This window comes from Microbacterium faecale (assembly GCF_014640975.1).
Taxonomy (GTDB): Bacteria; Actinomycetota; Actinomycetes; order Actinomycetales; family Microbacteriaceae; genus Microbacterium; species Microbacterium faecale.
This window is the reverse complement of record NZ_BMHO01000001.1, coordinates 1,297,287-1,310,155: the sequence shown is the minus strand read 5'-3', so window position 1 is coordinate 1,310,155 and position 12,869 is coordinate 1,297,287. Positions and strand designations below refer to the sequence as shown.

Annotated in this window: 18 protein-coding genes; 12 read left to right on the top strand and 6 right to left on the bottom strand. The window is 67.2% G+C overall.

Annotation, left to right across the window (positions count from 1 at the left end):
• Positions 1-3: 3 nt before the first annotated feature.
• Positions 4-891: a UTP--glucose-1-phosphate uridylyltransferase GalU gene (gene galU, locus IEW87_RS06185; protein ID WP_188711396.1), complete on the bottom strand. Its 888-nt coding sequence runs from the start codon at positions 889-891 to the stop codon at positions 4-6.
• A gap of 57 nt (positions 892-948) precedes the next feature.
• Between galU and IEW87_RS06180 the strand changes: the two genes are divergently transcribed.
• From IEW87_RS06180 to mscL, 3 genes are read left to right on the top strand one after another with little or no spacing between them, the layout of a single operon-like run.
• The gene (locus tag IEW87_RS06180; protein WP_188711395.1) at positions 949-1,530 is read left to right on the top strand and encodes a 5-formyltetrahydrofolate cyclo-ligase; all 582 of its coding nucleotides are present in this window, start codon (positions 949-951) and stop codon (positions 1,528-1,530) included.
• Between the two features lie 45 nt (positions 1,531-1,575).
• Positions 1,576-1,866, top strand: coding sequence for an FmdB family zinc ribbon protein (locus IEW87_RS06175; protein WP_188711394.1), 291 nt, complete (start codon positions 1,576-1,578; stop codon positions 1,864-1,866).
• Between the two features lie 55 nt (positions 1,867-1,921).
• Positions 1,922-2,320 carry a large conductance mechanosensitive channel protein MscL gene (gene mscL / locus IEW87_RS06170; protein WP_188711393.1) on the top strand — a complete coding sequence of 133 codons (399 nt, stop codon included), beginning with the start codon at positions 1,922-1,924 and terminating at the stop codon, positions 2,318-2,320.
• Positions 2,321-2,356: 36 nt separating this feature from the next.
• Here the strand turns inward: mscL and IEW87_RS06165 are convergent, their stop codons facing one another.
• Together IEW87_RS06165 and IEW87_RS06160 are read right to left on the bottom strand one after the other, a co-directional pair.
• Positions 2,357-2,539, bottom strand: coding sequence for a hypothetical protein (locus tag IEW87_RS06165; protein ID WP_188711392.1), 183 nt, complete (start codon positions 2,537-2,539; stop codon positions 2,357-2,359).
• A gap of 5 nt (positions 2,540-2,544) precedes the next feature.
• Complete coding sequence (locus IEW87_RS06160) at positions 2,545-6,189, bottom strand: AAA family ATPase (RefSeq protein WP_229730981.1); 3,645 nt, start codon at positions 6,187-6,189, stop codon at positions 2,545-2,547.
• Between the two features lie 237 nt (positions 6,190-6,426).
• On the opposite strand from IEW87_RS06160, the gene IEW87_RS06155 reads away from it, so the two are divergent.
• Positions 6,427-7,023: a DNA-3-methyladenine glycosylase I gene (locus tag IEW87_RS06155; RefSeq protein WP_188711391.1), complete on the top strand. Its 597-nt coding sequence runs from the start codon at positions 6,427-6,429 to the stop codon at positions 7,021-7,023.
• Here IEW87_RS06155 and IEW87_RS06150 read toward each other — a convergent pair.
• Genes IEW87_RS06150 through IEW87_RS06140 form a run of 3 tightly spaced genes read right to left on the bottom strand, consistent with a single transcriptional unit; the run spans position 6,980 to position 9,380 of the window.
• Positions 6,980-8,446, bottom strand: a complete 1,467-nt coding sequence (locus IEW87_RS06150) for a recombinase family protein (RefSeq protein ID WP_188711390.1) — start codon at positions 8,444-8,446, stop codon at positions 6,980-6,982. The two genes, IEW87_RS06155 and IEW87_RS06150, sit on opposite strands and share 44 nt — an antisense overlap.
• 11 nt (positions 8,447-8,457) lie before the next feature.
• Positions 8,458-8,916 carry an ImmA/IrrE family metallo-endopeptidase gene (locus IEW87_RS06145; RefSeq protein ID WP_188711389.1) on the bottom strand — a complete coding sequence of 153 codons (459 nt, stop codon included), beginning with the start codon at positions 8,914-8,916 and terminating at the stop codon, positions 8,458-8,460.
• Between the two features lie 8 nt (positions 8,917-8,924).
• Positions 8,925-9,380, bottom strand: a complete 456-nt coding sequence (locus IEW87_RS06140; protein ID WP_188711388.1) for a helix-turn-helix transcriptional regulator — start codon at positions 9,378-9,380, stop codon at positions 8,925-8,927.
• 129 nt (positions 9,381-9,509) lie between these two features.
• Here IEW87_RS06140 and IEW87_RS06135 point away from each other — a divergent pair, with 129 nt between their 5' ends.
• The 8 genes from IEW87_RS06135 (at position 9,510) to IEW87_RS06105 (ending at position 12,800) form a co-directional block, all read left to right on the top strand.
• On the top strand, positions 9,510-9,731 hold the full coding sequence (locus tag IEW87_RS06135) for a helix-turn-helix domain-containing protein (RefSeq protein WP_188711387.1): 222 nt from the start codon (positions 9,510-9,512) through the stop codon (positions 9,729-9,731).
• A 166-nt stretch (positions 9,732-9,897) separates the two neighbouring features.
• A complete protein-coding gene (locus IEW87_RS06130) occupies positions 9,898-10,197 on the top strand; it encodes a hypothetical protein (protein WP_188711386.1) in 300 nt (99 codons plus the stop codon).
• Positions 10,190-10,525, top strand: a complete 336-nt coding sequence (locus IEW87_RS06125) for a hypothetical protein (RefSeq protein ID WP_188711385.1) — start codon at positions 10,190-10,192, stop codon at positions 10,523-10,525. Before IEW87_RS06130 ends, IEW87_RS06125 begins: the two co-directional genes overlap by 8 nt.
• A gap of 37 nt (positions 10,526-10,562) precedes the next feature.
• Positions 10,563-10,694, top strand: a complete 132-nt coding sequence (locus IEW87_RS15140) for a hypothetical protein (protein ID WP_268234593.1) — start codon at positions 10,563-10,565, stop codon at positions 10,692-10,694.
• Positions 10,695-10,856: 162 nt separating this feature from the next.
• Positions 10,857-11,030: a hypothetical protein gene (locus tag IEW87_RS06120; protein WP_188711384.1), complete on the top strand. Its 174-nt coding sequence runs from the start codon at positions 10,857-10,859 to the stop codon at positions 11,028-11,030.
• Positions 11,027-11,872, top strand: coding sequence for a YqaJ viral recombinase family protein (locus IEW87_RS06115; protein WP_188711383.1), 846 nt, complete (start codon positions 11,027-11,029; stop codon positions 11,870-11,872). Before IEW87_RS06120 ends, IEW87_RS06115 begins: the two co-directional genes overlap by 4 nt.
• Before the next feature lie 2 nt (positions 11,873-11,874).
• On the top strand, positions 11,875-12,435 hold the full coding sequence (locus IEW87_RS06110) for an ERF family protein (protein WP_188711382.1): 561 nt from the start codon (positions 11,875-11,877) through the stop codon (positions 12,433-12,435).
• Positions 12,432-12,800, top strand: coding sequence for a hypothetical protein (locus IEW87_RS06105; RefSeq protein WP_188711381.1), 369 nt, complete (start codon positions 12,432-12,434; stop codon positions 12,798-12,800). Before IEW87_RS06110 ends, IEW87_RS06105 begins: the two co-directional genes overlap by 4 nt.
• Positions 12,801-12,869: the final 69 nt, after the last annotated feature.

The following is a 12,869-nucleotide window of genomic DNA, read 5'->3' as shown; positions in this document are numbered from 1 at the left end:
CGATCAGAGGTTAGCGGCGAAGTCCTTGATCCAGGGGCGCAGGTCGGGCCCCAGGTCATCGCGCTCGCTCGCGAGCTGCACGATCGCCTTGATGTAGTCGAGCTTGTCGCCCGTGTCGTACCGACGGCCGCGGAAGATCACGCCGTAGACGTCGACGTTGTCGTCGTCCGCCGCGACCTCGTTGAGGGCGTCGGTGATCTGGATCTCGCCGCCCTTGCCCGGCTCGGTGCGGTCGAGAACGGGGAAGATCTCGTGCGTCAGGAGGTAGCGGCCGATGATCGCGAGGTTGCTCGGCGCATCCTCCTGGGCCGGCTTCTCCACGAGATTCAGAACCTTGACGACATCGGGGTCATCCGTCGCCTCAACAGAAGCGCAGCCGTACATGCTGATCGACTCGGGGTCGACCTCCATGAGGGCGATGACCATGGCCTTCTTCTGCTCGTTGACCTCGATCATCTTCGGCAGCAGCGGGTCGCGCTCGTCGATGAGGTCGTCCCCGAGCATCACGGCGAAGGGCGTCTCGCCCACGTGCTGCCTCGCACGACCGATCGCGTGGCCGAGCCCCTTCGGCTCGCCCTGGCGCAGGAGGTGGACATCGGCAAGGTCGCTCGACTTCGTGACGCGACCGAGCTTCGAGTCGTCACCCTTCGCTGTCAGCTTCTCCTCGAGCTCCGGCACGGAGTCGAAATGGTTCGCGATCGCGTTCTTGTTGCGGCCGATGATCATCAGTACGTCGCGGATCCCCGCGGCGACCGCTTCCTCGACCACGTACTGGATCGCCGGCTTGTCGACGACCGGGAGCATCTCCTTGGGCGTCGCCTTCGTCGCCGGCAGAAAGCGGGTCCCCAGGCCCGCAACCGGCATGACGGCTTTGATCTTCGCAGGTTCCATCCCATCACCATAAGCGACGCGTCACGGGAACTCTCACAGCGACCTACGCTGGATCCCGTGACGAACCAGACCGCGGCGGACAAGCACGCGTTGCGCGGCCAGATCCGTGCTGCGCGCGCGATCATGCCCCCGGTAGGCCGCGAGGGAGCCGCGACCGCGATCGCCCGTCGCGGATTCGAACTTCTCGCGCGCACGGGCGCGCGCACGATCGCGTGCTATCTGTCGGCGCCGACGGAGCCGCCGACACACGCGCTGATCGCGGCCGCGCGCGCCACCGGGATCCGGGTGCTGCTACCAATCAGCGGGAGCAACGGGATCCTCGACTGGTCCGACGATGACGCGGCCGAGGTCACCACGCGACTCGGTGTACCCGAGACCGCGGGCCGCCCGCTTGGGCCCGGCACGATCCGCGCGGCCGAACTGCTGTTCATTCCGGCCGCAGCCGTGGACGCGCGGGGAATGCGCATGGGCTGGGGACGGGGCTACTACGATCGCGCCCTCGCGCGCGTTGATTCACGGCGTCCTGTCTACGCGGTGCTCTATGATGCCGAGGTGGTCGATCGCGTTCCCCACGAGGCCCACGACGTGCCCGTCACAGGAGCCGTGACACCGACCCACACGCTGTCGTTCGATCGCTGACGCGCGCCGCGCACCGCGATCCTTCCGAGAGGCCAGAGAACACCCATGCCCACGTATGCCTACGCCTGCAAGGACTGCGGGCACGCCTTCGATGCTGTCCAGGCGTTCAGCGACGCCTCGCTCACCGAGTGCCCGGAGTGCCGCGGCGTTCTGCGCAAGCAGTTCGGATCCATCGGCGTCACCTTCAACGGGCCCGGGTTCTACCGCACCGACTCGCGGGCGTCCGCTTCGTCCTCGCCGGCCGCGTCCAGTAGCGGATCCTCGTCGAACCCGGCATCATCGACATCGACGGCCCCGGCACCGCAGCCGGCGTCCGCCACGTCATCGGGCGACTGACCGGTCACCCGATAAGCCAGGAGAATGGGCGGAAACGCCCAGGGGGAAGACCACTATGTTCCAGGGATTCAAACAGTTCATCCTGCGCGGGAATGTCGTCGATCTCGCCGTTGCGGTCATCATCGGTGCCGCATTCGGCGCCATCGTCACCGCGCTGGTCGACTTCATCATCAACCCGCTCATCGGCGCGTTCGTGCCGACCGGCGACCTCGCGTCGTGGTCGATCACGATCCCGGGCATCGTCGCGGACGCGGAGCTCGGAATCGGCGGCATCATCTCGGCCGTCATCAACTTCCTCGCAATCGCGCTCGTCGTCTACCTCGCGATCGTCCTTCCGATGAACAAGATCGCCGAGCGCCGTGCTGCAGGAGCGCCCGCCGAGGAGATCCCGCCGACCTCGGAGGAACTCCTCGCCGAGATCCGCGACCTGCTCGCCGAGAAGAACAGCCGCTGACGCACCGGGTACCGCCCTCCGGGGCGGTACCCGCGCTCAGTAGTGCGGCGGTTTCTCGCGCCGCAGGGGGTCGTTTCGATCGACCGGCCGCTGCTCCTCGTCGTCGTCGCGCAGCGTCGCTTCGGCGTCGGAATCGTTCAGCGTGCCTTCGACGCGCGTGAGGCGGGCGCGACGGGATCCCCGGACCTTCTCGACGCGCTGGCGCTCGTCCTCGCCCATGAGGGTCAGTCGATCGGCGCCGTCTCGGCGTCGACGCGGGAGACATCGCCCGCGACGCCGAGGACCGCAGCCACGCGCTCCGCAACGGCGCGAGGATCGCTGTAGAGGTCGAACGCGTGCACCCGCACATAGTGCCAGCCGAGACGGCGCAGCACCTGCGGACGCAGTCGCAACGACTCGCGCAGCGACTCGCCGCTTGCCTCGGGATCCGACTCGACGACGACCGCCTTGCCGTTCGCCTGGGCGACCAGGGGCAGGAGGCCGCGATAGTCGATCTCGACGGCGACGCCCATCTGCCGCAGCTCGCGAGCGAGAGCGCGCGTAAGAGGATCCGCATCGTCTTCGCGGCGCAGCCCCTTCGCACGCTCCTCGTAGGACCGCAGGATGTCCATGAGCATGGCGGCGCCATTCGCGAAGCGTCCGTCGTCGATGTCGGGTGGCCTCACGCACGAGACGATGACCATCGAGCGGCGCGCGCGGGTCATGCCGACGGTCAGCAGGCGCTCGCCGTCGTCGCTGGAGAGGTCGCCGAGCTCGCTGAGCACGCGGCCGTGACGCGTCTTGCCGTATCCGAGGGAGAAGATCACGCGGTCGCGGCTCTCCGCGACCGATTCTTCGAGCGTGAGGACGGCGAGCGGTTCTGCGCTCCGGCGCGAGACGAAATCGGCGACATCGCTGCGCCCGGCGAAGGCGGCCGTGACGGCTGCGCGGACGCGATCGGCGTGCTTACGGCTGGCGGTGACGACCATGAGGGATTCGCCGGGCCGGTTCACGGCGTGTTCGACGACGAGCGTCACGACGCGCTGCACCTCGACGTCAGGGCTTTCGACCGCCCCTGTCTCGGCGTCCGGGGTCCCGTTGCCGCCCTCGACGTAGTCGACCGACAGGCTGCCGCGGCCGAGATACGAACCGGCCCACGGCAGCGAGATGATCTCTCCCCCGTAGAACGCATCGTTGACGAGGTGCGCGAGGTCTTCGCCGCCCGCGCGATAGCTCCGCGTGAGCGTCTCGACCGGGAGGATCTCGGCGATGCGCTCGAAGGCGCTGCGGGCGTCGTGCTCGTCGTCGACGGACGGCATCTCGGCGGCCGTCGAGATCTCAAACGGTGTCGGCCGCTGGGTCACCGGGTCACCGAACGCGACCACCTGCGAGGCCCGGCGCAGCGCCGGCGCGGCCTCGGCGAGGTCGATCGCCGCGCAGTCGACGAGCATGACGCAGTCGAACCGCTCGCTGTCGGGAATTGCGGGGACGTCGTACGGTGAGGCAAGCCACACCGGCGCGAGCGTGCGCATGAGCGTCGGGGCGTCGGCGAACAGCTGAGCGGGCGTGACGTCGCCGCGGGTGAGAGCGCGACGCAGGCGGTCGGCCTCACCCGGCTCGTCGACGATCCCGATCTTCCACTGGGCCGCGAGCTGAGCTGCGAGCAACGGTCCGGACGCCGCAGCGTGTGCCTCGTCGACGAGGCGGAAGTCCTTCTCGAGGCGGTCGACGACGCTCGTCGATGCACCCAACAACGAGGAGTCCTCGTGCAGCACGTGCTCGAGCGCCGACTGCCACCACGTGAACTCGAGTTCCTCTCCGACGCGCTGCTCGTCGACGTGACGGACCGACAGCTCGGTCAGCAACGGCGCGAGGCCGAGGTCGTCGAGCTGCGTGCGCAGTTCGGCGCGCTCGACGATGTTCTCGAACACGTCGGACTCCGCCGCGAGACCCGCGAGCGTGCGGATCAGTCGCTCGACCGGCAACGCCGCGAGGCGGGTGCCGCGCGCCAGCGCCGCGTCGAGCGTCTCCAGGTCACGTTCGGCCTGGTCCCACTGCGCCTGCACGTCGGCAAGGCCGAGCGGGATCTCGGGCGCACCGACGCCGTCGACCAGGTGTTTCCACTGCGCGCGCTGGTGCTGGATCCGCGTCAGCGCGCCGTGCATGTCGGACACGTGCACGCCGGGGCGCACGAGCTCTCGTGAGAGTCGCTTCAGTCGGCGACGCTGCGCGCTCGACATGCCGACGGCATCCTTGCGCGGGGCGTGAGCCTTGATCATGTCGCTCAGCGGGCGGTCGAACGCCACCGGCTGGAACGTGTCGAGCGAGTCTCGGATCCCGTGCAGCAGCCGGAGGTACTCCCCCAGCTCGTCGAGGGTCGTGAACGCCCGCATGTGCGTCTGCGAGATGAGCTGGTAGCCATTCTCGAGCAGCTGCGGGACCGACTCCTGGTGCAGGGTACCCGCGAGCGCGTGGGCCTCGCGCGCTTCTTCCGTCGATTCGAAGGTGACGCCGTACCAGGGCGAGTCATCCGGCCCGATCCGGAATTCACCGAGGCGCGCGGCGAGCGCGAGCGTCCGGGCGGCGTTGTCGCGGCCGTTCGCGAGTCGTTTGAGCGCCGCGGGTCCGATGCGCGCGGACGAGGTGGGCGGCACGGGCAGCGAGGCCAACCGTGTCAGCTCGCGCGTGATGTCGAGGACGGAGACGCCGAGGTCGTCCCGAGGCTCGGCGAGCGCGTCGCGGTAGTCGCGCAGCACGGCGCGGAGGCGCACGAGCGCGTCGTCCACGTCGGACACCTGCGGCTGCGTGGCCTTCTCGTTGCGTGCGATGGCACGGATCAGGTCGGATCGCAGCGCCTGCGGCGTGACGGCGAGGCCGTCGAGGTGGATCCCCCGGAAGCGGTGGGCGACGCCCTCGAGCGTCGACCGGCGCGCACTGACGATGAGCACCCGTCGACCGGCGCGCACCTGCTCGCCCACGGCGTTGATGACGGTCTGTGTGCCGCCGGTTCCGGGCAGCGTGTGCACGGCGAGTGACTGTCCTGCCGCAATCCGCGCCAGCACCGCTTCCTGCTCCGCGTCGGCATCGAGCAGGAGCGTGTCTGACGCCGGCGACCGGTCGTCGGGGTCGGTCGGCAACGCGATCGGCCGAACTCCCTGCACCGCGCGCAGGTCGTCTTCATGCCCCGCGAGCGCATTCAGGATCGGGTGATCGAGGTCGTCGAGGTCGCGCGTCATCGCTCCCGCGATATCGGCGAACGTCGAGACGATGAGCCGTGCCTTGACCGAGAAGGTATCGACGTGGTTCGTCAGGTGACGCAGCCGGTCGATCACGGGCTGCGGCTGGAACAGCCCGTCGTGGTAGGCGAGCGAGGCGAGCGTCTCGCGGTCGAGATCGATGCCGAAGTGGTCGCGCGCCGCCCGCACGAGCTCGGGGTTGATGACGAAGCTCCCGCGAAGCTTGAGCTCGAAGTCGGCGTGGTGGCGGCGCAGACCGAGGGGGCGCAGCAGCACCGGCGCGGTGAACCGCTCGGTGCCGACGCGCCACGAGGCAAGCCCCACGCCCAGGCGCACGGCATCGATACCGCGCGAGGTGCGCAGCTCGACGTTCTTCGCCGCGATCCGCTCCGCCGCGAGACGAGCACGCCGCAGGGCGACCTCGTCACGGAACAGGTTCGACAGCAGCGTCGAGCGGCCGGTGATGAACTGCGGCAGACTGCCGGGGTGGGCGGTCGTGATCTCGATGAACCCCTCGGGGCCCTCGCGATACGACAGCAGTGTCGACGCCCCGCCGAGCGTCTGCGCTCGCGCGCGGACGCGTTCGCGCTCGGCCTCGGCGGCGTGCACGACGGTCACATCGGATTCGGCTACCCGCAGGTCGCTTGGTGTCACGCCGTCCTCCGTTCCCGACAGCGCTGCTGAGCCTCTGATACTGAGCCTCTGATACGCCACACATGCGCCAGGGTACGCACGCGCGGAGCGTTTGCCGCGTCGCATCGCCGCGTGGCCCGTAATCCGTCGCGATTCTCGGTCATCGACCACGTTCACAGCCGTGATCTCGCGCGAATCGTCCACAACGCCCCTTGCCGGCCCGTGCGCGGATCCGCGCGCGGGACGAGGATGGTGGGCATGAGCGAATCGACGAATGGACTCGTCATCGGATCCGACGGTCTGGCCCGCCCTGCGTGGGCGGACAAGAGCGACCTGCTGCGCGACTACTACGACACAGAGTGGGGCATGCCCGTGCGCGACGAGCACGGCGTCTTCGAGCGGCTGAGCCTCGAGGCATTCCAGTCGGGCCTGTCCTGGGCCACGGTGCTCGCCAAGCGACCCGCCTTCCGCGAGGCATTCGCGCAGTTCGATCCCGTGACGGTCGCGGGCTTCGACGAGCCGGACATCGAGCGCCTGCTCGCCGACGCGCGCATCATCCGCAATCGCGCGAAGATTCTCGCGACGATCGACAACGCGCGCGCCACGCTGGCGCTGCGCGACGACGGCACAGACCTCAGCAGCCTCGTGTGGAGCTTCCGCCCGGGGCGGACTCCGGAGCCGCGGTCGATGGCGGACGTCCCCTCGTCCAGCACGGAGTCGGTCGCGCTCTCCGTCGAACTCAAGCGGCGCGGCTTCCGGTGGGTCGGACCGACGACGATGTTCGCGCTCATGGAGGCGATCGGCATCGTCGTTACCGTTCAGCGTCCGTATCGATCCATTTGGGACGTGGGATGATTCTCTTGCGCCAGTCGCGTCGAGGGTGAGCCGTAGGCGGCGTGAGGTCGATGCGCCAGAGCAGTTTGCGAAGCACGCGGTTCTGTCCCATCGGCGGGAGGTCGCCGAATCCCTCCGCGAGGAGCGGGACGGACTGTACGTCGAATACCGACGGGGGTGCTTCTGTGAGGCGGGATTCGAGCGCGATACGTTCTTCTTCGAGCGTGGCGATGGTCGCCGCGTAGACGTCGTCGGGGATCTTGTCGTCCAGGTGCCGGATCGTGAGTGTCGTCGTGCGCTTCTTCACTCGTTCCAGCCGCTCGCGGAGCCCACGAATCTGTTTCTGGTGGTTCGCGAGGGACTTTGAGGCGCGTTCGACCTGCTCATGGATCTTGCCGATGTTGTCGGGGAGGGCGGACACCCACTCGATGATGTAGAGCTCGATGAGGTGTGCGCGGACGGAGTGGCCTCCGGTGCCTCTCGGAACGGTGCATCTGAGGACGGACACTTCGTGGTTCGTGGAATACGACATTGCGCCGTGCTCAGTGCATTTCACGAGTCGAGAGAGCATGTGGGGAGCGCGTGCAGGCGCCTCGGTAGAGCGAGCGAGCCGAAGCGACAGGTACTTGTTCCACGTGTCGTCGTCGATGATCGCCGGGTGGCGTCCCGGATGGTAAGCGTTAGTGCGCGGGTGCGGTGATCTGCGAGAACCGAGCTCAACGATGCGCCCGGCGGCGAAGCCGCTATCGAGGACGCGGCGGAGCCCTTGCACGTCCCAATAGCCTCCGGATGGGCGCATGATTCCTGATATGTTCGCCCATCGCGCGATCGCGGATGGTCCGTCACCGAGGACTGCACGTCGGTACATGTCGGCGAGAATCGGCGCCTCTGCTGGGTGAGGCGTGTACGTGTCGCCGTCGCGGGAGTACCCGTAACGGTTCCCGCCTGTGGGTGGGAGGCCCGCGCGAACGCGATGTGCTCGAACTTCCGCCCAGTTTTCGCCGATCTGCTCGGATTGGAAGGCCGCATATTCTGTCATCACTCCGCGCGCGAAGCGGCCGGAGGCGGTGCTTGTATCGATCGGTTCTGTCACGGATTCGACGCGGCCGCCGGCGAGGTCCGCGCGGTCGGCGGCCACCGCCCAATGAAGCCGGGAACGGGACAGGCGCGACCACTTCCAGATGACGATGACGTCCGCTTCGTGGCGGTCAAGCATCCCCATCGCAGCGAGGACCCCGGGCCGAGCGTCCCACTTCCTGCCGGACACGACGTCTTGCTTCACTGCGACGACGCGGTAGCCCTTCTGTGCACAGTAGTCGCGGCCGAGTTGCTCTTGGTTGGCGAGACTGATCGAGTCGTCTTTCGCTCGTGACTGTCGTACGTAGATGACGGCGCGCGGCCCGGCATGGACGTTCGGGGTCGGAGCTGGCGCAACGGTAGTCATACGAGAGGTCCTCACGCTGCTTCGGGCAGATGGATCTTGGCACGCCATTGCCCAGCGCCCAGCCCGGGTCGCAGGTACACCATGTCGCCGATGCGCTCGAGCATGGAGCGATAGGCGTCGACGGTACGTGTGATGACGTCGAGTTCGAGGGCGATGGCAGGTGCATGGCCGTTGTGGATCTCTTCGGCTCGCCGATAGTCGTCGAGACGGATGAGATGCAGGGCGGCCCATTCGTCGGCCCGTCGTTCCTGCTTCGCGTTGACGGGTCCAAACATCGTGCGTACGTCTCCGTGTATCGCGTGGGCGATCTCATGCGCGAGGACCGACCGCTTGAGGCGAATTGTCATATTCGGCTGCAGTCGGATCGTCTTTGTGCTGTGGTCGTAATCACCGTCACGGTGCAAGTGGGTGAGGTCGGTATAGACGATGGTCACACCGAGTACATGCGCGACGTCGAGCAGGTACTTCACTCGTTCTCCTAGATGCTGTCGTGGTCCTCGCCACGGTCTTCCGATCGACTGTGAGCGGCGCGGCGAAAGTCGTCTTGTTTAGGTTCACGATCCTTGCTGCCACCACTGACAGACGACAACAGTTCAGCCGTGGCGGCGTCCAGCGCCGCTTTGCCTGCGCGAGGTCGGTTTTCGGGAGGCATCGCTTCGAGGACTCCGCCGATCAATCCGAGCCACATGCGTGTGTCATCAGACTGATCGCTTCCGGGGAGATCGATTCCAAGCACGCCCATGATGCGCCGGAGGACGGCGTCTTGGGGTACGCGACTTCCGTTCTCGATGTCGGAGAGCGTCTGGCGCGACACGTTTGCGGCTTCGGCAAGTTCAGCTTGCGTCATCTCACGGTCCTGGCGAACACGTTTGACCTGACGGCTGAGCGCTGTGCGCTCCGCGGTAGTCATACGCGGCGCATCATTTTTGGACATGACGCGAGCGTAGCACGCCCAAGAATCCGGGACAATTGGGGATTCTATTAGACATAGCGCCCAACACGCGGGTCGATAATTTGGCATTCGAGGCCCAATCGTGTCCAACTCTGGGTTACGGTATTGGACATGGCACGACAAACAGAAGCACCGGGCGTAGCGCTCCGCTCGCTTCGGCAGATGTCGGGAATGACGCTCAAGGAAGTCGCATTCGCGGCTGACACGTCGATCTCTTACCTGTCGAAGGTCGAGCGTGGCGAGTTCGCCCCGTCCCAGGAGTACGTGGCGAAGGTCGCGTTCGTGATTTCTCGGAGCATGCTCCCTGCACCAGTGAAGGCGAAGGCGGCATGAGTAGCACGCCGACGTTCGACGAGGTGATGGAGGAGGCGCGGGCCGTTTACGTCGATGAATGGCTTGCCGCGCACCTCCAGCCCACGATCGCGCACGCCGCGGCCTAGAGAAGAACAGCGCCGCCCCTGCTGGCACAGGGACGGCACCGATAAGGAAGGACAAGCAAGTGTCCACCAATGATTCTACGTTTCTCGTCGCTGAGGAACGTGACGGCAAGCCCGTCATGAATGGGCGCCGGCAGGTAGTTGATGGGCTCGACACAGCCCTCGACGCGGCTGCGGCGACCGACGGTCAGGCGTATGCGCTTGAGCCGGTCGAAGCGAACGTGGTTCCCCCGAAGCCGGCGGTGACTCATGTCGCGAATGTGCTCGGCTCGAACGCGGCGAACAGTGCGTACTACGCGGCAGTCGCAGACCAGCACGGCACGGCGTTCCCGGACGCGTGGCCGGAGGACGACGATGAGTGACGTCCTGTTCGGGCTCGAGGATGCTGCAGCCGCGCGCGCTTCGGATCCTGTCACGTCGCATGAGGCGGCCGAGGCGGCGTCGGATCACGTGTGGGAGTCGCAGCAGGCGACGCTCGCGATCATCGAGGCGCATGGGAAGCCGATCACGGCGTTGCAGGTGGAGGGTGTCGCGCAGGTGCGTGAGCTTCCGTTCTCGTCGTCGCGGATGCGGTCGACGCTCCCGGAGCTCGAGAAGAAGGGCTTCGTGGTGAGGGCGGGGTTCACGTCTCCCCCGCGTGGTCGTCGCCGCACTCTATGGGCTTTGACCGGGGGGACCGATGCATCGTGAACCGCCCACAGATCAGCCCGCGCATCGTTTCGAGGATGTGGAGGACGTCGAGGCCGAGTGCGTCGACTGTGACCGCGTCTTCGAGGCCGTGCCGGACAGTTTCGAGGTCGACGGGGTCAGTGTCCTCTGCCCCGACTGCGGGGAACGGATCTTCGTCGTCTTGGAGTGACCTCTCCCCTGCCCGCCGCTCTGTCGCGGTCGGGTGCCTGGTCGCTGCGCTCCCTCTCGGGGTGGTCGCTGCGGATCTTGTCTTGAATGGCGCGGATCTCGCTGTCGCGGCCCTCATCGCAATTTTCACGGTCACAGTGTGGCCGCTCACGAAGGAAAACACATGACTGATTTGAAGATCCTCGCGAGGGATCTCGCCGCCGACTACGTGAAGTTGCCCGTCAATTTCGGTGAGGACACGCGCGAGATGCAGCTCGCCGCGTTCGACGGGTTCGAGGCGGGTTTCGAGGCTGGCGTGAAGGCGGGTCTCGCGCTCGCTGAGGGCGGCGCGTCATGATCCTCGAGACTCAGACCCGCGAGGAGTGGCTGACGGCCCGCCGCGGGTACGTCACCGCCACCGACATCGCGCGCCTCGCGAATGGTGGTCCGGTGACGTGGGCTCAGGTGCGAGCCGAGAAGGGGGCCGGGCTGCAGTCCTTCCCTGGCAACCGCTACACGGAGTACGGGCGTGAGCGCGAGCCGTTCATCGTCGATCTGCTCACATTCCTGTACGACGTGGCACCGAATGACCAGGTGCACGTTCTGGACGGCACCCAGTGGGCGGCGACACCGGATGCGATCAGTCCCACCCGGACGGGTGAGGTGAAGACGAGTGTGCGACCACTCGGTACGGATGCGGGCGAGCTGCGGGGGCTCAAGACCGCGTACTACGACCAGGTGCAGTGGGCGATGCTCGCCGCCGACCGGGGTGAGTGCGCGTTCGCGTGGGAGCTCAACGACAACTTCACGCCTGGCCCCGGTGCACAGTTTCTCATCCCCCGCGACGAGGACCGCATCGGGGAGCTCATCCCCATCGCGGATGAGTTCCTCACCTACCTCGCGGACGGCGATGCGCCGGGTGAGTGGGATGACCTCCTTGCGGAGGCGGCACAGGTGGCGGCGGAGAAGGCGGAGGTGGCGGCACGCGAAGCAGACGTGCAGGCGCGCATCCGAGAGCGGGCGGGCGATGAGGACCTGGCGGTGAAGTCCCCGCTGGGGTCCATCAGTCTCGCCTACCCGCGTCCTCGCCGGACGTTCGACCAGAAGCGCTTCCAGGCGGATCATCCCGACCTGGCGGCCGAGTACATGACGGAGACCGCGCCGACGAAGCGCACTCTGCGGATCACACCGAAGGGCTGACCATGACGGAGAAGCACGAAAGCATTGCGGCGGCACTGGCCGCGTTCCAGGCCGACCTGCCGAAGGTGGGGAAGAACAGCACCAACCCGCATTTCAAGAGCAAGTACGCGAGCCTGGAGGACATCACAGCCGCGGTGCTCCCCGCCCTCGGGAAGGTGGGGCTCGCATGGGCCGCGATCCCGATGACCACGGAGGCAGGCTTCGTCCTCCGGTGCAGGCTCATGCACACGTCGGGCGAGCTCATCGAGGGTGACTACCCGGTGGCGATGGGCCAGCCGCAACAGGTGGGGTCGGCACTCACGTACGCGCGTCGGTACGCACTGTGCGCCGTGACGGGTGTCGCACCGGATGAGGACGACGACGGCAACGCGGCACAGTCTGCTGGTGCGCCGAAGGTGAAGCCCGCACCTGAGGGGTGGCGGGCGCAGATCGCCGGTGCAGGGTCCGTGGACATGCTCACGTCGATCTACCAGGAGGCGCAGCGGGGTGGCTGGCTGTCGGATGACGTGATGCAGGCGCTCAACGCGCGCAAGACGGCGGTCATCGCGGAGCAGCCGTCGTGAGTCTCCCCACTCAGCAGCGCCTGAATCAGCACCTCGTCAGGTGGGACTCCGAGATCAAGGAGTTCGACGCGGCGATCACTGCCTACGGCGCACGGAAAGCGGATCTTGAGTATCGGCGTGCCGTGGTGATGGAGACCGCGAAGGCCGACAACGAGAAGCTCTCGCAGGCCGCGGCGGAACGGCGCGCTGACGCCGACTCCGAGGCGCACCAGTTGCACCGCGAGTTCCGTGCAGCGGAGTCGTCCGTCGAGGCGAAGAAGGCCCGCCTGCGGTGGTGTGGCGCTGTCGCGGATGCTCTCCGGTCGGAGGTTGCGACGGAACGCGCCGAGCGTCAGTTGTACGCGGATCACGGGGGCGATGCATAGCCCTGACAGACCGGGGCGGGTCCATCTAGCCCATGGACCGGCCCCTTACCCAAAAACCATCCCTAGCAG